Below are 22,127 nucleotides of genomic sequence, written 5' to 3'. Positions count from 1 at the left end.
TACTATTACTTCTTACTTACTTTCTATAACTTAATAGTGTTTCCACTTCTATTCATCAAATCAATAATTTGATACATATTTCCTATTTCTCCAACCTTAAGCTCATCCTTTAAATTATAAAAATCTAAGCAAGCACCACAGCTTATTATGTTTACTCCCTTTTCCTTCATTGAATTTAAACTATCTAATACATCTGAACCTGTACAAGTTAGTTTAACTCCTCCATTTATAAACATTAGGTTTTCTGGAAGAATTTCTGATTCAGCTAGGGTATTTATATATACCTTCATTAAGGTTTCTCCTAATCTATCATCACCATTTCCTAAAAGATTAGTAGCTACTAATATAGTTGGTGCTGAAGGAACAGAAATATTATCTACTGCTTCTCCAGTTACTTGAGGTACTTGTACACCACTAATATCTCCTTTTGAAAGTTGAATCTTATATAATCCTTCTTCTTCAATAAAGCTGCTATTTAAATTTATTCCTTTTGCAAGTCTTAATATATTGTTTTTAGCTACTTCATTATCTACTATTACTAAAGCTTCTTTTGAATCTTCTAAATCAAAATACTTTTTTGTTTTTATTACTGGCATAGGGCAAGCTAATCCTTTGCAATCAATAATATTCATAATACCACCTCTATTTAAATTCTTTATATTAATTATCCCAAACTCTTTTTACTTCATTTTTATGTTTTAAGGAACCATTGTTTTTTATAAGTAAAATTTCACTAAGTATCCCTAAAGCAATTTCTTCTGGTAAACTAGATGCAATATCTAAGCCCATTGGAGCATATACTTTTCTTAAATCTTCTTCAGGAATTCCCTCTTCAATTAAATCTTTCATTATTCCTTTAACCTTTTTTAAACTTCCTATCATTCCTGTATAGAAAGTATTTGCCTTAATAACTGACCTTAAGGCTTCTTTATCAGTTAAATGTCCCCTAGTTACTATTACAACATAATCTTCTTTATTAAAATTAAAGCTATTAAGATTTTCTTCTATATTTCCTATTATAAGTTCATCTGCTGATTTAAGTCTTTCTTCATCTTTATACTCTAATCTATCATCAAATATAACTGTATAAAAATTTAATAATTTTGCTATATTATTAAGTTTTTCTCCTATATGGCCTCCTCCAACAATAATAAGTCTATTCTTAGGAGTAAAGACCTTTATATATCCCTTTACAGCTCCACCACAGGCCATTCCTAGTCCTGATTCATTCAAGACATAATCAAAGGATATGCTTTCATTCTTAGTTATTGCTTCCTTTGCTTTTTCTATTATAGTTAATTCAACCTTTCCTCCTCCAACTGAACCTAATATTCTTCCATTACTAAAAACAGCCATTGAAGATCCCTTTTTTCTTGGAGATGAACCACTATCATCAGTTAGTATTGCAAGTGCAGCACTTTCCCCATTTTTTATTGCCTCATAAATCTCGAATAAAATTTGCTCATCCATTTTATTTACCCTCTCATAAATTCTTAATATTTTTCATAATCAAAAGAGCCTCTAAAACTCCTCCACCAATATTTCTAGCTTTATCTGATATAGTTGTGTAATTTTCAACTTCTTTAAGTCTAGGATCTACATCTCCTATTTTTAATCCCTTATATACCATTGTCCCATCTTTAATTAATCCTCTTAATAGCCCACTAATAGGTGATTTAACTTCAGTTTCACCAATATAAGCTAGGACATCATTCTTATTTACAATATCTCCGATTTTACTTACATTTTTTATTAATCCATCAGCTTCACTATAAATTACTCTTTCCTTTGAGTAACCTCCAATTTCGCCTGGAACTCCAGTATTAGGCATAGCATATCCTTCAAAAATTAATCGTCCTAAATTATGTCCTCTCATGGTTTCAATAACAATATCTACATCTACCCCTGCATTAAAGCCTGGTCCTAGAGCTATAGTTATTGGTGCCATAGACTTATTTGTTCCTAAATTTTTCTTTGCTAGTATAGCATCTATAACTGCTAAAGGCTTAATTTCATCTATTATTTTTCCTTCTGGATCAATTAATATTGGTATAAAATCATTATTATGAGCTTCTCTTATTTCTTCTATATTATTAACCTTTATAGCTATAATTCCTTCTACTGATGTTTCTCCATTATAAATTGCATCACTAAAAGCTACATTTCTTCTTATAGCTGTTGGCTTATCCACTTCTAGTATTATCAACTTAAAACCACTTCTATATAACTTTTGTATACTTCCAGAGGCTATATCGCCTCCCCCTCTTACAACAACATATTCCATTCTCATATACCTTAACATTTTTATTACAGCTTAATAGAATCTAAATATTTATCTTTTAAACTTCCATATATAATTTTATTTATAAGTCTTAACTCATTATTTTTCTCTATTATTTTATTAATTAATAAATTTAAGACATTTTCATTAACTATATCAGCTGCATTTAAAAACAGTATCCTCTCTCCCTTTGAATTTTTAAATAACCCATTTTCACCAAATATAATACTTATTAATATATCAAAACTAACCTTTTCATTTAATTTGCTATTAGTTAAATATATAAATTCTTTTAGTCTATGAATATTTTCATCATTTATTGTCATCCCAAAAGCATTTAAGCTCAAAACTCCTATAGTTTTATTAGTATTTTCATAAATAACTGGTTCATACTCATTCCAAGCCTTTAAAGATTTATTCTTTGAGCCATCAGATTCTATTAAAATATACTTAAAGCTATCCTTTAAATAATTTAACTCCTCTAAGTCTAACCCTACTAATTTATTTTCATTATTTACATAATTACCATAAACATATATTCCATTTTCATAAGTAGCTTGTAGGTATTCATAACCATCTTTTCTTAATGCTAAATGTTTAATTTCTTCTTCCTTTGGTTTATAGATTTTAGTTGTAGTGGTAACTAAAACCTTATGATTTTTTAATTCATTTGCTAATTGAAACATTAGTGTAGTTTTACCACCTGCACCTACTATTGAAACTATATCCTTTTCTTTAAGCTCTAATAATTCATAAATCAACACAAAATTTCTCCTAAATTATATTTATAGGCTTATTGTCTTCATTTACTTCAATTACTCTTCCAATAATTTCTGCTTTAATTTCACTTCTGCTATTAATATTATTCAATAACTCTTCTGCCTTATTTTCTTCTACTGATATTAATAAACCACCAGAAGTTTGTGGATCAAAAAATGTTAATCGTGTTGCATCATCAATATTATCCATAAATTTTACCCATTTTTCAAAATGCTTTTCATTTGTATATGCACCACTTGGTAAACAATATTCTTTAACTAATTCTTTTACCTTTTTCATAACAGGAATCTTTGTGCTATCTATTTCTAAAGCTACTCCACTTCCTGCTGCCATTTCATAAGAATGTCCAATAAATCCAAAGCCAGTAATATCAGTACAAGAATTTACACCTATCTTTTGCATTTCTTCTGATGCAATTTTATTTAAAGTTGACATTACCTTTTCTGCTTCTTTAAATTCTTCATCTGTAATAAAATCTATTTTTAGTGCTGTAGTTAATACTCCAGAACCTAAAGGCTTTGTTAATATAAGCTTATCTCCTACCTTTGCACCAGAATTAGATATAATCTTATTTGGATTTATTATTCCTGTTACAGATACTCCATACTTTATTTCTTCATCAGTAATAGTATGTCCACCTGCAATAGTGGCTCCAGCTTCTCTAATTTTATCAGCTCCACCCTTTAATATTTCTGATAGTATATCTGCTCCAATAGTTGCTGAAAAACATGATAAGTTTAAAGCAGTTAAAGGTTTTCCACCCATGGCATAAACATCACTTAAAGCATTAGCTGCTGCAATTTGTCCATAAGTATAAGGATCATTAGAAACTGGTGTAAAGAAATCTACAGTTTGCACTAAAGCTAAATCATCTGATATTTTATATACTCCTGCATCATCTGATTTATCAAAGCCTACTAATAAATTAGGATCTCTTTCATCTTCTTTAACTTCTATATGTTTTAATACTTTAGCTAAATCATCTGGAGTAAATTTTCCTGCACATCCACATCTAGTTGATAATTGCATAAGTTTCTTTTTATTATTTTCCATTTTATCACCTAATTTGTATTACCCTTCATTAATTTACTTAACACTTAAATTATAACACTATTCTTAGTAAAATATAGAAAAAATATAATGCAGTTGTTCCGTCGCAAGCTCCAAGTCACACTAGCATTATATTTTTTCCTCTATTAATACTGTTTTACATTAATACTGATGGTAATAATTCCTCTTAAAATCGGAATTATGAAATGTTTTATTCTTAGAAATCAACATTTTTATCCAATACATATATAAACTTTTCACCATTTTCAACTGTTTTTTTCATGTGAGGATTTTCATATCCTATTAATTCTAAAACTAAAATTTTATATTCACCATTCTTATTTATATGATACTTATATACTGCATCTCCGGCCTGTATTTTACTTCCTAATACCTTCATTTCAGAAATACCATTTTTTCCATCACTTCTGAAGGTTTCCATAGTTCCTTTTGAAATTTCTATATAATCATTTGAATTTATTTGTTTTGATATATTGGAATCAGTATTTATATCATTACCAGTATATAAATACCATTTCCCATATAACTTTGTATGTGAAGTGAAAATAACCATACCAAGTATTAAGCAACAAATTAATAATGTAATTCCAATTTTTTTAATTCTATTCATATATCTCTCCTTATATACTCAAATTTTAATTTGCCTTATAATTTAAAATTGTGTAATAAAATCATTTGTTACTTAAACAAATGTTTTTTATTTGTATCATATTCTCTATGTTCATTTGAAACTTCTTTTAACCATTCATCTATTTTCTCTTTATAAAAATATTGTTTTTCATTTACTATAAAATATGGAAACATAATTCCTGAAAAACTACCTGTTGTATCTAACTCAATTTCTTCTGTATCTATTATTCCTTGAACTTCTTCCTCTGTCATTCTAATATATTCAGCCACTTGGGATATAGTAAAAACATTACTATTAATAACAGAGTCTTGTTTTTGTATATTAGTTGATTTTTGTATTGAATATCCTAACCAAATTGAACTTAACATTATACATAATGTTAGTGTAACTATCGATATTAACAGTGATTTATTATCTTGCAAAATACATACCCCTTTTATAATTTATAATATGAGTTGGCTTGATTGCGATGTTGAGTTAAAAAAATAGCATATAAATAAGCATTTACAAGTGGTTTAAACTTGGTTAAAGTTAAATATATGCATCTCAATATCGCAATCAATTACTAGAACGAAGTCGCTAAAAGCTACCGCCCCGTATGGGGATTCAAAAATTCACGACCATGTTTTAAATTTATAATTTATATAATTGACTTAATATTCTGCTGTTCCTATTTGGAAAATTAAGGTTATATCTTATTTTAGTATATAGCATCCCCCTCCCCATAATCAAGTACTTATTTACTTTTACTTTTATTTATGGTGGGGAAGTACTTCTGGGCATGATTTTCTCTATTTTTATTAAATTTCCATTCTCACATTTACTACACTTACCTATATTTATTCCTGTTAATTTAAAAAATAGCTCCGCTGACGATAGATTCTCAAAATCTTTTGGTTTAATCCTAAAGATCTCTATGCAGCGCTTAAATTTTAGTTTTTTATTTCTATTTCCTAGAATACCATAATGTCTTATTTTTATAAATCTATCAGGTAATACATGCATTGAAAATCTTCTAATAAATTCTTCTGGTTTTAAGGTCATTACTTTTTCTTTATTTTTATCTCTATAATCTCTCCACTTAAATATAACTTTTTCTTTATCAACTTTAATAATTCTATTATCCGATATTGCTACTCTATGAGTGTATCTACCTAAATATTGCAATACATATTCTGCACTACTGAAAGGTGCTTTACTATAAACAATCCATTCTTTTTTGTATAAATTGTCTTTAAATACATTAAAGACTTCTTTAAATTGAAATTCCTTAATACTACTTGGAAATTTCAGCTTATTATTTTTATAAAGTTCATTTAGGTAAAATAAATATTTACCTCTAAATTTTCTTGAAAGCACCTTCACAGGAATAAAGAATTTCTTTTTTGATTTTATCCATTTACTGTTGTCAGTGCTTAATCCACCACCAGGAACTATGCAGTGTATATGTGGATGATACATTAAGTTTTGACCCCAAGTGTGCAAAATAGTTGTAAAACCGATATTTGCATTTAAGTATTTTTTATTCTTTGCTAATTCTAGCAAAGTTTCGGAAACAGCAGTAAAAAGAATAGAGTACATTTCTTTTTGATTAAATAAAGTTAAAGAATTTAATTGTTCTGGTATAGTAAAAACAATATGAAAATAGTGAGTTGGCAATAAAGATTTACTTCTTTCATAAATCCATATTTCTTTAGCATAAGCCTGACATTTAGGACAATGACGGTTTCTACATGAATTATATGAAATCTTTTTTTCTCCACACTCATCACACTCATATACATGGCCGCCAAGCGCAGCAGTTCTACAATCTTTAATAGAATATAATGCTTTTAGAATATTAGGTGGTAACTTTTTTGATTTAGTATAGGATTCCCCGTGTAATTCCATAATATGTTGAAGTGAATTCATGAAACTACTCCAATGTATCTAATGGACTCTTTATATTTAATGTTTTATAATCTCTTACATGTAAATATATTGAGGTTGTTTTCATATTTGAATGTCCCATTAATGCTTGAATAGTTACTAAATCAACACCATCATTCATTAGATGGGTAGCGAAAGAATGTCTTAAAGTATGCGGAGTAGCTTTTTTACTTATCCCTGCATTTTCCACAGCTTTTTCAATAGCACTTTGAACTCCACGACTAGTTAACTTTTTCTTTGTTTGTCTTGATATAAATAAGTAATCATCAGGAGAGTAATTTTTATATCCAAACTTCTTCCAATACAGCCTTAATAACTCTAAGTTTTTCTCTGATAATAAAGTATATCTTTCTTTGTTTCTTTTACCATTTCTAACTCTAATTTTCATTTCAGCACTTATAATATCAGAGATTCTTAAGTTTATAACTTCGCTAACGCGTAAGCCGGCAGAATACATAGTTGAAAATATTACTTTATGCTTTAAATAAGTGGTGGATTCCAATAAATGTTTTAACTCTTCCTTAGTTAAATATTGGGGTAAGGTTTTATCATATCTAAGTTTAGGAATTCTTAAATCACTCCATGATCTTTCAAGTGTTACGACATAAAAGAATTTTAGAGTACTATTAATATAATTTACAGTTCCTCTGCATAATTTTCTATCATTAATGCAATAATTTAGATATTGTATAATTTCTGTTTCACCCAATGTTTCGGGTGCTTGATTATAGTATCTAGAAAATCTGTTCATAGCACAAACCATATTTTTGATAGTATCTTTGCTACGACCACGAAGTTCTAGATCCTTAATCATTTTTTCAATTTTTTTATACATTTTATCACTCCTTAAAAAGTGCATAAAATGTGAGAAGTGAAGCTTCCTTGAGAAAGAAACTTCACTTCTTATTTTTTCCATATATAATTAAGTTTAATCACTAACCCCAGCCGTCGCTTTTAGCGATTTAGTTCTAAAATACTATTACTCACTTCCTATAAAATAATTAATTCGTAATAGTTTAAGATTATTCGTTACTTTTCATAGTATAAACACCATTTGGATTATTTAATATACACTTTTCAATTTTATCTATTTCTGTAATTGCATCTTCCATTGTTGGATACATACCTAATAAAACTCTATTGGAGGAAGAAAATATGCTATCTGCCGCAAATCGCCCCCATAAAATTACTTTGTTTTTTTGTCTCCATAAAGAAATGCCATTTCAACTGTAATTTCAAATTTAATTACATCAACCAATTCTTTTTTATTTTGAGTTCTAATCCACATAAAAATATCTCCCCTAATTTTTATCATATATTTGCATATTATAATACAATTGCCTAGTAATTTACATTCTTATTATACATTAATATTGGAATATAATTCCATAATTAATATAAATAATATACCCTGCTTTTAAAAAAATAATTAATTATAAAAATTCAAATAAAAAATATTCTTAACTATAATTTTAAGGTAGTAATCTGGAGCAAATTACTACCTTAATTCTTCATTTTTTCATTCTTTCATTTTTTCATTTAATGTTATCTTTGATAACATTACTTGTTTCCCCTTTCTTCTTCAGTTATATTTCTTATGGATTCTAATTCTGAACAAGTAGCTTCGCAATTATTGTCTTTGTGCAAACTATCCATGCCAAAATTTAAATTTAAGAACATTAATTCCACTTCTTCTTCTTTTAATATCCTTAATATTTCTATATTAATTTCTTCCTTTAAAGCTTCGTATTTTACATATGCTATTTCATTAGTATAAAAATATATAAAAATTCCATAACCATAGGTAGATAATTCATTAAAGCTTACAATTATCAATTCATTATCTATCTTTTCATGATTATTTAGTAATTCCTTTATTTTATCTAAAGAGCTTTTTATTTTTTCAACAGGTGTTTCAAATCTTATTGTAAATTTAAAATGTATTCTTCTTAATTTTCTTTGACTCCAATTTATAATATTTTCATTAGCAAGTTTTGAATTTGGAATTGTTGCAACTGCCATAGAGAAGGTTCTAATTTTTGTACTTCTAAAAGTTATTTCTTCTACTATTCCTTCTATATTAGAGGTTTGTATCCAATCTCCTATTGCAAAGGGCCTATCCAATACTATTATTACCCCTCCAAAAAGATTTGAAAATGCGTCTTGAGCCATTAATGCAAAAGCTATACCACTTATTCCAAGTCCAGTTATAAATCCTGTAAATCCAAATTCTTTTGCAATAATACTTATTCCAATAATAACTATTCCTAATCTTATTATTATGGATATAAATGGAAAAACTATATTGTTTTTTTTCATCCTTTTATAAAGCAAGGAGTTTTCTAAAGTAAGATTATAAAAAAAATAGAATATTACTATTATTATACATATTTTATTTAATTTATCACTTTTAAAAGAATTAATATTTATTCCATCAAAATCTATTATTCTTAATGAAATATATACGCTATAAAAATTTATATATAATTTAATAGGTTTTTCTAAGGCCCTAACAAAACTATCATCAGCATAATTCTTTGTCTTTTTAACTAATCTAATTGAATAGTCAAATATTCTAGTTATTATAAATTTATTAATAATTAAAGCTCCTATAATAACTAGTACTGCCAATATATATTTACTTATACTAACCTTTAATAAAGCTTTAATAATAACCTCTATTTGTTCCATATTTACTCCTAGAGAATTTTTTAGTTTTTTATTATATCTTATCCATTTTATTTAATATTATTATCTATAAAAAAGGATATAGATATTATATTCTTTGCGACCTCGTAGACTCCAAGTCGCCAGAACATAATATCTATATCCTAGAATACTGAAGGAAAGGAATTTATAAAAAATTATTAACGGGGTAATATTTTTATAAATTCCTAAAAAATAAAAAAAGAGCTGTCGCAACAGCTCATAATTAAAAATGTATATTTATTTTATAAACTCCACATAGAATTTATTTCTTAAATTAACTTTATAATTATTAAGTATTATGCGACAGCAATTTTTTGGTTATTTTAATTCAAAAGAATCACAGTCAGTACATTGTACTTGAGTTGGATTTTGTTCATGAGTTCCAACTTGAATCATTTCTAATGTACAGTATTTTTCTTGGTTATTATTATACTTACATTGTTGTACTGAACATTTTATGCTCGGATTTTTATCCATTAAAATCACCACCTTACTAAGTTAGTATTTGTTTTTAAACACATACTATTCATAAGATATTTATTTACTTAATGGTAATTTTATGATTTATTAAAATTCTTGTGCTATACTCTTACATTCACCTATGCAAGTATTAACTATGTTATCAACATCCATTCCTATAACATCAAGATTTTCAGCTGCTATACTCTTAATATCTTTAACTCCAAAGAATGAAAGTATAGTTCTTAAATATCTTTCTCCCATTTCAAATTGTGCTCCCATTTCACTTGAATAGTCTCCGCCTCTAGCAGAAACTATTAAAGCTTTTGTAGCATTACATGTTCCTACTGGACCTTGTGCTGTATATTTAAATGTTATACCTGAAACACTTGCATAATCAAAATATGCCTTAACTATAGCTGGTACACCTAAATTCCACATTGGTGTTGCTATAACAATCTTATCAGCTTCTGCTATTTGATATGCATACTTTAATATTGGATGATTTCTACTTTCTTCTGTTTTTTCACCAAAAACAGAAGCTAAGTCTTCCGCTCTTAAGAAATCTATATTTTCCTTATATAAATCTAAAGTTGTTACTTCATCTTCAGGATTTAATCTCTTATATTCTTCAATGAATCCATCTGCTACTTTAAATGTTCTTGATTGACCTTCTGGCTTTATATTTGCTTTTATATATAATACTTTATTCATTTTATCCTCCATATAAACACTTCTGTAATGTTTACCTATTTGTTATAATATAAGTAAATCATAGTTTACAATTTATCAATTTACAAGTAGACACTTTTTTTATACATAGTATACAAATTGATACTAATTATCAATTACTCTAAATTATTCATAAGGAGATATTATATGGAAAAATTTTCAGATAAACATGAAGATTGCTATTTAAATAATAATAACAATAATAATGATAATGATATACATGAAACTTGCCCAATGATTTTAGTTCATAAACTTATTTCAGGGAAATGGAAAATTCTAATACTTTGGTATCTTGTAAATGGGCCATTAAGATTTGGTGATATAAAAAGAAGCCTACCTAATGTTACACAAAAAATGCTAACAAATCAACTTAGAAGTTTAGAATCAGACAACCTAATTTATAGAAAGGTATATCCAGTAATTCCGCCTAAAGTTGAATATGGATTAACTGAAATAGGTATGAAGATCATGCCTGTTTTAGAAGCTATGCATGCTTATGGTGAAGAATACTTAAAAGAAATGAAGAATGAATAATGTAAAATGTAGAATTTAGGAGATAATTCAGCCTAGCTGAATTAAAAAATGGAAAAATTAGAGAATTAGTGTATTAATAAATCACGGGTGCTGTCCAAATTGTGAGACAGTAGCCTTTTTTTATTATGCTTAAAAATTTACAATAATATAAGTACTTCTATTAAAAAATAATAACCATTTATAATAGTAATTAAAATTTATAATAATCTATAAATTTATGGAAATTATGTTATAATTAAACATATATTATAAATTCCTTAGCAATTGTATTATAAAACGAGTTAGTTTGCTTTTAAACTGCTTGATAAATAGGAATTTATAGAGATGTAAATTCTTATTTTTCAGTGTACGAAAAAATGAAAGGGGGCGATTGGCATGAAGAGAATAAGCCGTGATAAAACAAAAATGATATATGAGGATAACAATACGAAATAAACCGCAGCCATAAGAGCTAGCAGAAAGGTTACCATGCTAAAATTAAAATATTTGTTTGAAAATAATGAACTGGCAAAAGAATGCCTAAAATTCTATTTCTATGATGAGGATAGTGTGGATGAAATGTTAAAGTGGTTTCGAATTTCATCCAACGCAGTTTATCCCTTTTGTACTGAGGATAAGTCCAATGTCTGCTTTTTGAGATTATCTCCCGTAGAAGAAAAAAATCATGTGGATGTTGAATCCGAAATTCGGTTTATTGATTGGCTTTGTATAAACGGATACCCTGCCATGAAACCATACCCGATGAAGGACGGTAGATTATCATCTATCATCAACACAGAATGGGGAACTTATAATGTATCATGCTTCGAGGCGGTTCCCGGAGAAAATCTTGAAGACACCGAAGGAAATCTTGATCTTTCATTTGGATACGGAAAAGCATTAGGGGAGTTGCACCTTCTGTCCGAAAAATATCCTTATGCAAAAGAGCGAAGAAGCTACGAGGAATTACTGGCAGAAATTGAGGATCGGCTAGAAAGGTACCAAGCGCCTGAAACAGTGAAATCACATTTCAGGAAAGTTTCCAACCGTCTGAATAGCTTGGTAAAGGATGATAAAACCTTTGGCTTGATACATTATGATTTTGAACCTGATAATGTATTGTTTGAAGAGAAATCCAGTAAGTTCGGAGTTATTGATTTTGATGATGCCATAAGATGCTGGTACGCTCTTGACGTGGTCAGAGCACTTGACGCTATGGATGATGTGGTTTCTGAAAAAATGGTGGAGGAAGCCGTATGCTCATTTATGAAAGGATATAGAAGTATTAAAAACTTTTCGGATGATCAGTGGTATACTATGTCTCTCATGCGAGAATTAGTGCATCTGCAGGAGTATTCCACAATTTTATATGTCCTGTCAGAAAGTGTTGATGATTAGCCAGACTGGATGATTTCATTAACAGGTAGGTTAAAGGAAAAACTTGTAAGTATTGAGCAAAATATTGAGTGTTATAGATAGAAATGAAAATTGATATTTTATTTACACCATAGAACTGGACAAACTTCCAATTTAATTATTAGAGTTTTAGGAAACAATCTTATTATATTAAGAATTAATATCAGGAGGTTAGATTAGTGTATAAAGAAGGGGTTTTAAATTTAGTTCCTATTTTATATTTTATTCTTCCTATAATTTTAGGGTTAGTTACTGGTTTTTTTATTAAAAAACTTACTTTACCCAAAATAATAATATATTCACTACTGGCATCTATTTCTATAAGCATAGTTTATCTTACAATTATATTTTTTATTTTCAATTCAACTGAATCTGAATTTCAATTACTTACAATTTTATTTATATGGAATTCATTTTTAATTTTCATTTCAAATATAATTTATTTATGTTTTTATAAGCTATATACTTATATCAAAAAAGTTTAAATTAATTTTTAGTGTATCAATAACTAAAGCCTAGCAAATTTTGCTGGGCTTTTCAATTTAGTATATTATACAAGTATGTAACATATTCTTTATAATTTTATGCTCTATGTTTCTGAAGTAGACCTACCTTGCCTATTACTTATTCATTTATTAGCTCTTATCTATTACTTAAAACTAGTTGTCTCCAAAGACTTTTTTTCTAAGTTCTAAGCCAGCTTTTGTTACTGCAACTCCTCCAAGAGCTGTTTCTCTTAATGTAGGTGGTAAGCTTTTTCCTACCTTATACATCGCAGATAAGGCATCATCAAAAGGTATTTTAGATTCCACTCCTGCCATAACTAAATCTGCTGTGCATAATGCACTTATGGCTCCTGATGAATTTCTTTTTGCACATGGAATCTCAACTAAACCAGCTACTGGATCACATACAAGTCCTAATATATTTTTAAATACTATTGCCCCTGCATCTAAAGACATTTTAGGTGTTCCACCCATCATTTCAACAACTGCTGCTGATGCCATTGCTGCTGCAGAACCACATTCTGCTTGACATCCACCTTCTGCTCCTGCAAAGGTAGCATTTCTTCCGATTATCATACCTACTGCTGCTGATGCAAATAAAGCCATTACTAATTCATCATCAGTTTTTTCAAGTTTTTCCCCAGCTGTTAATATTACTGCTGGAAGTATTCCACAGGAGCCAGCTGTTGGACAAGCTACTATTCTCCCCATAGATGCATTAACTTCTGAAGATGATAAAGCCATTGCCATAGCTAAAACCATAGTCTCTCCAGTTAATGTTTTTCCCTTTTTTAAATATTGTTGAAGCTTATATGCATCTCCACCTATAAGCCCACTAACAGAATAAACTTCCTTTTCTCTTGCTTCTGTTGCTCCACTTCTCATGGCTTCTAATGTTTTATGCATTTTCTTTAAAACTTCTTCTCTTGATACTTCTCTATCTTCCATTTCTCTTCTAATAGCATATTCACTTAAAGAAATAGAGTTTTCTTCACATATTTTAATAAGCTCTTCTCCGGATCTTGCTATGTCCAAACTACTCACCATCCTCTATTTTGTTAATAAGTATAACTTTTTCTATTCCTTCTACTTTTTTAATTTCTTCAATTAAATCATTAGATATCTTGCTATCTACTTCAAAAGTCATAGTTGCATTTTTCCCTTTTTGACTTCTGCCTAAAGTTAAGAAGGCTATATTAACATCGCTATCATATAAAATATTAGTAACCTTAGCTACAGTTCCTGGGATATCCTTATGAGAAGTTATTATAGTAGAATATGTTCCAGTAAACTTAACTTCATTTCCGTTAATCTCAACTATTTCTATATTCCCTCCACCAATAGATGAACCTATAACTTCGGATTCCTTTCCATTCTTAAGCTTCATTAAAAATTTAACTGTATTAGGGTGATAATCTCCTAAATCTACATCTTTAAAAGTAATCTTTATTCCTTTTTCCTTTGCAATTTCAAGAGAATCTCTAAGCCTTTCATCTGAAGGCTCCATTCCCATTATTCCAGCAACTAAGGCTCTATCTGTTCCATGACCCTTATAGGTTTTCCCGAAAGATCCATGTAATAAAAATGTAACTTCCACTACTTCATCACCAGCTATAGTTCTGGCTACTTTTCCCAATCTTGCAGCCCCTGCAGTATGTGATGATGAAGGCCCAATCATAATTGGGCCTAATATATCAAAAACACCCATGTTACTCATGATTTTTCTCCTTTAGTATAAATTAATTTTAATACCCCCATTATATAAGGATATTTATAAAATATCTATATTATTTAAAAAGTTTAATTAAGCTTGTATTGTATATTTTAATTAAATAAGGACTTTTTCTAAAATACATATTATATTTTTTTCTATTCTTTTCAAATTCAATAATAGTTATATTATCATTTGACTTTATAAGATTAATTTTATCTATTTCCTCTTTTTTATACTTAATAGTATTTTTATATTTAATAATTTCTAGTTGATTTGTACTAATATTATATACACAACTTGATAATAACCTATTTGCATAAATAAATGATGCTATAATAACTATTGATAAAATTATTAATAAAACTATTTTAGTACTACTTTTTTGCCTTGAAATATTATTAATAATACTAGGTAAAAAACAAACATATAATAAAGTACTAAAATTTCCTCTTGAATTAATATAATCAAACAATATTTCTTCTTTACTAAGTTCTAACCGTAAAGCTTCTAATTTATTTCTTTCACTAAATAATAAAGCTACTATATTCAATGAATAAACTTTCCCACTATAAGTTAAAACTCCAAGTATATATTCATCATAAAAAACGCTTCTTATTTCTTCTCGGTTTATAGTTATTTTTTTAAATTTTCTTTTGTAAACTAATTTTTCTTCATCTAAAAGTATAATATCCTTATGATAATCATCTTTTAAAATCATAAATTCTCCATTTACTATTTTTTAATTATTTTATTTGCACTTTTATTTTAACATATTTGTATTTAATTCCCAATTAGTTATTATTACTAATAAAATAAAAAGCTACTATTTATAAAAATTAATTTCTAAATAGTAGCTTCATTGTTTAAACTTTATTTATTTTTAGTATTTATAAAAATCACTGCCACCAATAAATTCTCTTAAAATACTGTTAGTAGGAACTAAATCCTTATCTATTTCCTTAAAGAATCCTAAAAATGCCTTAAGACGACTTGCTAGTAAATAAACTTTACTATCAGGTTGTATCTTCTCTAATTCTTCTAAAGCATATTTCTTTAATACACATAACTCATAAACTAAAGTTGAATTAAACATAACATCTGCTTCCTCTTGGAAAATAAAAATATTTTTCCCTTCTCCTCTTCTAATGGATGGCCACATTTTTAAAGTTTCTTCTGCACCATATCCTCTTGATAAATAATCTCTTACTATTCTTCTCACTCTTCTTATATCAGTAGTTGCAATTCTATTATGATTATCAAGATTCAATTGTGTTAAAGCTGATATATATATCTTAAACTTTTGCTTATCTAAAATTGATTCTGTTAACATTGGATTTAAACCATGGATTCCTTCAATTAAAATTATTCCATTGTTAGGTAGTTTAAGCTTTTTCCCTAACCATTCTCTTTCTCCTAGTTTAAAATTAAAGCTTGGAATTTCTACTTCTTCACCTTTTAATAAACTACTTAAATGAGAATTAAATAACTCTAAATCTAATGAATAGATACTTTCAAAATCATATTCACCATTTTCATCCTTAGGTGTATGCTCTCTATCTACAAAATAGTCATCTAATGATATAGGAATTGGAATATATCCGTTTACTCTTAATTGTATAGATAATCTATTTGCAAAGGTAGTCTTTCCTGAAGAACTTGGTCCCGCAATTAATACCACCTTAGTTTCTTTTCTTTCATTTATCATATCTGCAATTTGAGCTATTTTTTTTTCATGAAGTGCTTCAGATACCATAATTAAGTCTCTAAGTTCATGATTTTCTACTTTATCATTTAAAGAACCAACTTCACCAACACCAATAATATTTAACCATTTTTCACTTTCCATAAAAATTTGAGAAAGCTTTCTATTTTCTTTAAACTCTGGAACCACCTCTAAATCTTCTCTCTTTGGAGACATTAATATAAAACCTGGATCATAATATATTAAATCAAAAGCTTTTATTACTCCTGTAGAAAATGCCATTTGCCCATAGAAATAATCATATCTACCATCTAATTCATATAAACTTACATTTTCAAAAGAGACATGCTTAAGTAAAGATACCTTATCTTCCATTCCATATCCTTTAAATATTTCTATAGCTTCTTCTCTCTTCTTTTTAATTTTATGAATAGGAATATCTCTATTTATAAGTTCTAACATTCTTTCTTTAATTCTTTTTAAATCCTCTTCATTTAAAGCTTCTTCCTTATGAATTTCTCCAAACACTCCTTCTCCTATGCTATGTTCTATAGTTATAGCTGAATTAGGAAATAAATCTAAAGCTGCTTTAATAAAAATAAAATTTAATGTTCTATTATATATTTTATATCCTATTGAACTTTTTACATCACAAAAATGTACAAGTTCTATGCTTCCATCCTCTGCTATAGGTTTAAAAAGCTCATAGTATTCTCCATTTAATCTACATAAGGCAATATCATAAGGATTAATTTTTAAGATATCATTTAAAAATTCTTTATAGGTAATTCCCTTATCTATTTCATATTGCTTTTCCATATAGTTTATTTTGATTTTGCTCATGTTTACCTCCGTAATACCCTTTTAAGTTGCCATTTTAAAATCTCTTATCTAATATTATATACTCATTAAGTAAAATTACTACATACTTATTTGCAGAAGTATAAAAATTATTATAAAACAAATAATACTTATGCGAGGTGTTAAAATGTTTATTGTATTGTTAAGAACAGTGTTTCTTTATGCCTTAGTTATTCTAGTTATAAGGCTAATGGGAAAAAGACAAATTGGAGAACTACAACCTTATGAATTTGTAATTACTATTATGATTTCAGATCTAGCAGCTCTACCAATGCAAGATACTAGATTACCTTTAATTTTAGGTGTTATACCAATAGTAACTTTATTATTTATAAAAACTATTTTGTCTTTATTACAACTTAAAAGTCAAAAAGCAAGAAAAATCCTTGAAGGAGAACCCTGTATTTTGATTGCTAAAGGTAAGATAAGATATGAAGCATTAAAAAAACAACAAATTAATTTAGATGAACTTATGGAAGAAATTCGCCTTGCAGGGTATTTTGATTTAAGTGAAATAGAGTATGGAATATTAGAAAATAACGGAAAGATGTCTTTTCTTACATCTAATAATAGTTCTTCCTCTAGTAATTCAAGTAGTTCTAACAGTTCAAGTAAGCAAAAGCCAAAATTACCTATAATCTATGTACTAGATGGAGAATTAAATAGAAATTCTTTAACTTCTTCTACTAAAGGCGATGAATGGATAATAAATGAATTAAAAAAACATAAGGTTAATTCAATTAAAGATGTGTTAATTGCAATGACTGATACAAATGGTAAATTTATATATCAACTTCATAAATATAAGGGAGGAAATTAATGAAAAATACTTATATATCTATTTTCCTTTTTATAACCTTAGTTGTAGGATTGTTTTTCTTAAATAATAAGTTCGTAAGTTTATGTAATGAAGTTATTATAAGATGTGATAATATTGAAGAGTTTTTAAATTCTTATGATGAAGATAATGCTTATGATTATTCTGTAGCTTTAATTGACTTAATAATTGATGAAGCTGATGTCCCTGCTATATATTTAAATCATGTGGATTATGATATGTTAAAAAATGATGCTTTGAAGTTATCTCTTTATATTAGAGGGGAAGATAGGGCTGAATCTTTAGCAACTCTTCATTCTCTCCGTTCAACAGCAGAACACTTACGAGATCTACAAACTCCAAATATAAAAAACTTGTTGTAATGAATAAATAACATAGTGCTTGTTCCGTCGCAGGCTCCAAGTCACCGCACTATGTTATTTATTCATTCTAAAAACTGAAGGAAATAATTCTTCGTTCCTCAGAATTATGAACATATCATGTTAACTTAAATATTCATTTACCTTGATATTAAGTTATAAGTATTGTGACCTTGCAAGCTCCAAGTCACCACAATACTATCTCTCTCTTTCATTAGATTTATATAAAGTGAAGGTAATAATTTCTCCTTCCTCGGAATTATGAACTTATCTTGAACTTTTGGTACTATTTATATCTATAAAAACGGTTATTTTGATTATATGTAAATCCAAACTTTTTATAGAAGTTATCGAGTCCACTTGTAGCAATCAACCCAATAATTGCACCTTCTATACAATTATTATTAATATAATTCATTATTTTTTCCATAATTAATGTTCCAATTTTTTGTTTTTGGTATGATGGATTTACCATTATATCCTGTATATAAAAAACTGTACCTCCATCTCCAATAATTCTTCCAAACCCTACTATATTACCTTTCTCTTCTGCACAAACACAATAAATTGAATTATTTAAACCTTTTTTAATTTTCTCATGTTCTAATATATTCCATCCAATAGAATTTCTTAATTTAATGTATTCTTCAACCGTTGGTTCTTTTTCAATTATAACAACCTTACTCATCTTATAACTTCCAACCTTTCACATTATGAATCTATATGTTTTACAAATATTAGCTAACTATTACACATTTTATAAATATAATATTATTTACTCTTAAAAGAGGACATCTTCTTAATTTTAATTCTATATTAATTTTAATATTCTTAAGTATAGGTGGAATACTATAATAATAATTGGATGGTGATTAATTGTGAAAAAGTTATTATTTATTTGTCTACTACTTAGTAATTTAATTATTTCTTTCCCACTCTCTACCTTTGCTATTGAACCAATTAATAATGCTAAACAAGGTCTACATTCAGAATATACTCCTAGTGAAGGTTCTGTTGAAGAGCTATACAAAGATATTATAGTAACACTTCTTGAGCCTGTAATTAGCAATGAAGTTACATCTCACTATGGAAGACCACTTCAATATGATTTATTTAGTATAGATTTTCTAAGCATAGAAAGACCTAATTATAGATCATTCACATTTGTAATAAAACTTCAAATTAGCCCCTTTGTTGGTGCCTATAATACAATAGGTATTGATGAAATCATTATAAGGATAAGTCCAGGAGAAACTAAAGTTGAAGAATTTAAACATATAAAAAGCTTTCCTATTCCCCCTTGGTTAAAAGGCTATTACAAAGACTTAAAATATTATTAATACCACTATTTAGACTATATACTCTTTATAAAAATTATCTCTAAGGGCTCATTAGGTAATAATAAACTTCCAGCGTCCTTATATCCTAATTTCCTATAAAAATGCTGTGCTTCTTCATTAGATAAGGTGGATGTCATAAGAAACTCATAACCCTTTTTCTTCATTTCATTTTCCCAAAATAAAACTAATTCTTTGCCAATGCCCTTATTTCTATAGTTTTCATTTATATAAAGCATATTCATAAAAGGAGTATTGTCCCAAAAATAACTATACCTTAGCCAGCCTATAATTTTGTTATCTTCATCACTTGCTATTATAATTTCTTTTTCCTTTAATTTATTTTCTATTAATTCCTTAGATACATGTCCATCATTATCAAGCATAAATTGAAAGTTTACTTCACTTCCATATTCAATCTTCATTATTAACACTCTCACTTCTTAATAATCAATTTTATAAGTATGTCCCTTTTAATAATTTCATTATTTTAAAAGCATTACTATAATAAATATTAATGCTATCATTACAGGTGGTATAAAGAAAAATAAAAGTATTAGTCTACCAATTTTACTTGCAAAATTAATAGTACTACCCATACCATTTCTTCTCTCAACAGATTCAGATGGATCATCTGGGTTATAATAAAATATCCCTAACTTCCAATACTTAGAATCATTATTTTTATTCATAGACTTCACCTCTATAATAAATACTAACTACCTTTTATTTTTAATATCTCTTATTTCATCTATTTTACTTTCAAGTCTATTTAATCTAGTATACAATTCTTTAATATACAGTGCCTGCTTTTCTTCCTGTTCCTTTAATTTATTAGGTATATAATATACAATGTTAAATATTATAAATATAACTAATAAAATTAATATTATTGCAAAAATATTTATATCCATTTCAACTTTCCTTTCTATTATATCTTTCATTCACATCTTCTTAATTGTAATTTTACCCTAATCTACGAAAGCAGTTATTTCATTAGGAATTTCAAAACCTTCCCGTGCTTTTATTTATTGCCTACATAATCAAGATAACAATACCTATTACTATCAAGATAACTCCTATAACATTTCTTATAAATCCTAAGAAATTATCTAATTCTGAAAAGTTATGTTTTATTATATATTCCTTATGCCAATTAGTTTTTTGCAAAAATATACATATTAATCCTACACTGATAAATAAAAATCCATACCACATATAATTCTCCTAAACAATTAAATTTTATATTTTCTAAATGATAAACATCCTATTGTTACTGCTAAAAAATCAATTACTGTTCTTAAAATTAAATCTAATATGTTAGCATCAAAAACTAAAGGCATGAAAAAATTAAATAATGTTAAATTCAATCCAAATAGCAAACAACCAAGAATTAATGCTCTTTTTATAAAATTTTCTTGCTTAACATATTTATTAATCCAAATTAACGTACAAGCAATTACAAAGCCTGTTAATATACACCAACCTAGTGTTTCTATTTTTTTAGAACTAAATGATGAGTAAATGCCAAAGATAAGGTATTGAATAAGTCTTCCTACAATAAAAGATAATATTATACTTATTAATGGAATGATGTTATATCTACTTTTATTATTCTTAATTGAAGGCTTATTTTCTCCTAACATAAGACCTAACATTATCCCCATAACCACCAAAGCTAAACCATCAGCAGCTGGATAGGTTATTCTGTCAATTGGTGAAACATGTGGCAATGGCTCTAAAAGATAAACAATCCATATAAAACAGCAAAATAATCCATATTTAAGACCTTGTATAACTTTATTACCTGATAACTGATTAACTATTAGTAAAAAAATCATAGATATAAATGAATAAGCGAAAAAACCATATATTGAAAATACCAATGGAAGAGTTCCATTTTCAACAAAAATACTAGGCAACAAAACATTTTGACTTCCTGGCGGAATTAAGACTTGTCCTATAATTCTAAATATAGTAGTGATAGCACCTATTATAAAAATTTTAAATATTGTTTTCATCATACTACCCTCACAATATAATAATTTATTTATGCATAATCTTAATGATAAATTTCTATTTTTTAAATACCAATTAATAATTGTAAATATTAACCACATAATAATTATAGCATAATCACATTTAAAAATTCTTATTTTTATACTTTTTATTCATTATTATTGAATATTATTATACTCTTTTCTGTATAATTTCGTTAATTATATCCTTATTCAAACAAATATACTACATAATTATAAGTATATTTTTATATTTAATAGGATTATTCAC

27 protein-coding genes are annotated in these 22,127 nt (G+C 27.3%); 5 read left to right on the top strand and 22 right to left on the bottom strand.

The genetic code is table 11. The features are described from left to right. Positions 1-23: 23 nt before the first annotated feature. The 12 genes from yedF to ACFYH6_RS04845 all read right to left on the bottom strand — a co-directional run bounded on the left by yedF (position 24) and on the right by ACFYH6_RS04845 (position 10,574). On the bottom strand, positions 24-632 hold the full coding sequence (yedF, locus tag ACFYH6_RS04900; RefSeq protein WP_316342521.1) for a sulfurtransferase-like selenium metabolism protein YedF: 609 nt from the start codon (positions 630-632) through the stop codon (positions 24-26). A gap of 28 nt (positions 633-660) precedes the next feature. Beyond that, positions 661-1,470, bottom strand: a complete 810-nt coding sequence (locus tag ACFYH6_RS04895) for an XdhC family protein (RefSeq protein WP_416180545.1) — start codon at positions 1,468-1,470, stop codon at positions 661-663. A 13-nt stretch (positions 1,471-1,483) separates the two neighbouring features. After that, complete coding sequence (gene yqeB / locus ACFYH6_RS04890; protein ID WP_416180544.1) at positions 1,484-2,302, bottom strand: selenium-dependent molybdenum cofactor biosynthesis protein YqeB; 819 nt, start codon at positions 2,300-2,302, stop codon at positions 1,484-1,486. A 5-nt stretch (positions 2,303-2,307) separates the two neighbouring features. Next, on the bottom strand, positions 2,308-3,045 hold the full coding sequence (gene yqeC, locus ACFYH6_RS04885; protein WP_416180543.1) for a selenium cofactor biosynthesis protein YqeC: 738 nt from the start codon (positions 3,043-3,045) through the stop codon (positions 2,308-2,310). A 10-nt stretch (positions 3,046-3,055) separates the two neighbouring features. Next, the gene (gene selD, locus ACFYH6_RS04880) at positions 3,056-4,114 is read right to left on the bottom strand and encodes a selenide, water dikinase SelD (RefSeq protein WP_416180542.1); all 1,059 of its coding nucleotides are present in this window, start codon (positions 4,112-4,114) and stop codon (positions 3,056-3,058) included. A gap of 214 nt (positions 4,115-4,328) precedes the next feature. Continuing rightward, on the bottom strand, positions 4,329-4,742 hold the full coding sequence (locus ACFYH6_RS04875; protein ID WP_416180541.1) for a hypothetical protein: 414 nt from the start codon (positions 4,740-4,742) through the stop codon (positions 4,329-4,331). 68 nt (positions 4,743-4,810) lie between these two features. Beyond that, positions 4,811-5,185 (bottom strand): hypothetical protein, encoded by a 375-nt coding sequence (locus ACFYH6_RS04870; RefSeq protein WP_416180540.1) that lies wholly within the window; start codon positions 5,183-5,185, stop codon positions 4,811-4,813. A gap of 334 nt (positions 5,186-5,519) precedes the next feature. Beyond that, positions 5,520-6,674 (bottom strand): IS91 family transposase, encoded by a 1,155-nt coding sequence (locus ACFYH6_RS04865; protein ID WP_416180556.1) that lies wholly within the window; start codon positions 6,672-6,674, stop codon positions 5,520-5,522. A gap of 4 nt (positions 6,675-6,678) precedes the next feature. Continuing rightward, the gene (locus ACFYH6_RS04860; protein WP_416180557.1) at positions 6,679-7,527 is read right to left on the bottom strand and encodes a tyrosine-type recombinase/integrase; all 849 of its coding nucleotides are present in this window, start codon (positions 7,525-7,527) and stop codon (positions 6,679-6,681) included. A gap of 725 nt (positions 7,528-8,252) precedes the next feature. Further along, entirely contained in the window at positions 8,253-9,383 is a 1,131-nt protein-coding gene (locus ACFYH6_RS04855) for a mechanosensitive ion channel family protein (protein WP_416180326.1), read from the bottom strand. A 336-nt stretch (positions 9,384-9,719) separates the two neighbouring features. Then, on the bottom strand, positions 9,720-9,878 hold the full coding sequence (locus ACFYH6_RS04850; protein ID WP_316342532.1) for a DUF1540 domain-containing protein: 159 nt from the start codon (positions 9,876-9,878) through the stop codon (positions 9,720-9,722). 90 nt (positions 9,879-9,968) lie between these two features. Then, complete coding sequence (locus tag ACFYH6_RS04845) at positions 9,969-10,574, bottom strand: FMN-dependent NADH-azoreductase (protein WP_416180325.1); 606 nt, start codon at positions 10,572-10,574, stop codon at positions 9,969-9,971. 165 nt (positions 10,575-10,739) lie between these two features. Here ACFYH6_RS04845 and ACFYH6_RS04840 point away from each other — a divergent pair, with 165 nt between their 5' ends. Both ACFYH6_RS04840 and ACFYH6_RS04835 read left to right on the top strand, forming a co-directional pair. Beyond that, the gene (locus tag ACFYH6_RS04840; RefSeq protein ID WP_416180324.1) at positions 10,740-11,126 is read left to right on the top strand and encodes a winged helix-turn-helix transcriptional regulator; all 387 of its coding nucleotides are present in this window, start codon (positions 10,740-10,742) and stop codon (positions 11,124-11,126) included. 468 nt (positions 11,127-11,594) lie between these two features. Next, positions 11,595-12,503 carry a phosphotransferase enzyme family protein gene (locus tag ACFYH6_RS04835; protein ID WP_416180323.1) on the top strand — a complete coding sequence of 303 codons (909 nt, stop codon included), beginning with the start codon at positions 11,595-11,597 and terminating at the stop codon, positions 12,501-12,503. Positions 12,504-13,180: 677 nt separating this feature from the next. On the opposite strand, the gene sdaAA is transcribed toward ACFYH6_RS04835, so the two are convergent. The 4 genes from sdaAA to ACFYH6_RS04815 form a co-directional block, all read right to left on the bottom strand. After that, positions 13,181-14,074 (bottom strand): L-serine ammonia-lyase, iron-sulfur-dependent, subunit alpha, encoded by an 894-nt coding sequence (gene sdaAA / locus ACFYH6_RS04830; protein WP_416180322.1) that lies wholly within the window; start codon positions 14,072-14,074, stop codon positions 13,181-13,183. Next, entirely contained in the window at positions 14,064-14,744 is a 681-nt protein-coding gene (gene sdaAB, locus ACFYH6_RS04825; RefSeq protein WP_416180321.1) for an L-serine ammonia-lyase, iron-sulfur-dependent subunit beta, read from the bottom strand. Before sdaAB ends, sdaAA begins: the two co-directional genes overlap by 11 nt. 70 nt (positions 14,745-14,814) lie before the next feature. After that, entirely contained in the window at positions 14,815-15,459 is a 645-nt protein-coding gene (locus tag ACFYH6_RS04820) for a hypothetical protein (RefSeq protein WP_416180320.1), read from the bottom strand. Between the two features lie 162 nt (positions 15,460-15,621). Next, entirely contained in the window at positions 15,622-17,286 is a 1,665-nt protein-coding gene (locus ACFYH6_RS04815; RefSeq protein WP_416180319.1) for a nucleoside kinase, read from the bottom strand. Between the two features lie 145 nt (positions 17,287-17,431). Here ACFYH6_RS04815 and ACFYH6_RS04810 point away from each other — a divergent pair, with 145 nt between their 5' ends. Together ACFYH6_RS04810 and ACFYH6_RS04805 are read left to right on the top strand one after the other, a co-directional pair. Beyond that, on the top strand, positions 17,432-18,124 hold the full coding sequence (locus tag ACFYH6_RS04810) for a DUF421 domain-containing protein (RefSeq protein ID WP_316342541.1): 693 nt from the start codon (positions 17,432-17,434) through the stop codon (positions 18,122-18,124). Further along, positions 18,124-18,504 carry a DUF4363 family protein gene (locus ACFYH6_RS04805; RefSeq protein ID WP_416180318.1) on the top strand — a complete coding sequence of 127 codons (381 nt, stop codon included), beginning with the start codon at positions 18,124-18,126 and terminating at the stop codon, positions 18,502-18,504. Before ACFYH6_RS04810 ends, ACFYH6_RS04805 begins: the two co-directional genes overlap by 1 nt. Positions 18,505-18,787: 283 nt before the next feature. Here the strand turns inward: ACFYH6_RS04805 and ACFYH6_RS04800 are convergent, their stop codons facing one another. Beyond that, positions 18,788-19,189 carry a GNAT family N-acetyltransferase gene (locus tag ACFYH6_RS04800; RefSeq protein ID WP_416180317.1) on the bottom strand — a complete coding sequence of 134 codons (402 nt, stop codon included), beginning with the start codon at positions 19,187-19,189 and terminating at the stop codon, positions 18,788-18,790. A 190-nt stretch (positions 19,190-19,379) separates the two neighbouring features. Here ACFYH6_RS04800 and ACFYH6_RS04795 point away from each other — a divergent pair, with 190 nt between their 5' ends. After that, complete coding sequence (locus ACFYH6_RS04795; RefSeq protein ID WP_416180316.1) at positions 19,380-19,841, top strand: DUF3888 domain-containing protein; 462 nt, start codon at positions 19,380-19,382, stop codon at positions 19,839-19,841. Positions 19,842-19,855: 14 nt separating this feature from the next. Here the strand turns inward: ACFYH6_RS04795 and ACFYH6_RS04790 are convergent, their stop codons facing one another. From ACFYH6_RS04790 to ACFYH6_RS04770, 5 genes are all read right to left on the bottom strand, one after another. Then, complete coding sequence (locus ACFYH6_RS04790; protein ID WP_416180315.1) at positions 19,856-20,263, bottom strand: GNAT family N-acetyltransferase; 408 nt, start codon at positions 20,261-20,263, stop codon at positions 19,856-19,858. Positions 20,264-20,323: 60 nt separating this feature from the next. Further along, positions 20,324-20,530, bottom strand: coding sequence for a DUF5808 domain-containing protein (locus ACFYH6_RS04785; RefSeq protein WP_316342546.1), 207 nt, complete (start codon positions 20,528-20,530; stop codon positions 20,324-20,326). 27 nt (positions 20,531-20,557) lie between these two features. Next, positions 20,558-20,782 (bottom strand): hypothetical protein, encoded by a 225-nt coding sequence (locus ACFYH6_RS04780; protein ID WP_416180314.1) that lies wholly within the window; start codon positions 20,780-20,782, stop codon positions 20,558-20,560. A gap of 91 nt (positions 20,783-20,873) precedes the next feature. Continuing rightward, complete coding sequence (locus tag ACFYH6_RS04775; RefSeq protein ID WP_416180313.1) at positions 20,874-21,056, bottom strand: hypothetical protein; 183 nt, start codon at positions 21,054-21,056, stop codon at positions 20,874-20,876. 17 nt (positions 21,057-21,073) lie between these two features. Next, the gene (locus tag ACFYH6_RS04770) at positions 21,074-21,862 is read right to left on the bottom strand and encodes a hypothetical protein (RefSeq protein ID WP_416180312.1); all 789 of its coding nucleotides are present in this window, start codon (positions 21,860-21,862) and stop codon (positions 21,074-21,076) included. Positions 21,863-22,127: the final 265 nt, after the last annotated feature.

This window comes from Clostridium sp. HCS.1, assembly GCF_047900555.1.
In the GTDB taxonomy this organism is placed as follows: Bacteria; Bacillota; Clostridia; order Clostridiales; family Clostridiaceae; genus Clostridium.
This window is presented reverse-complemented; position numbering and strand designations above follow the sequence as displayed.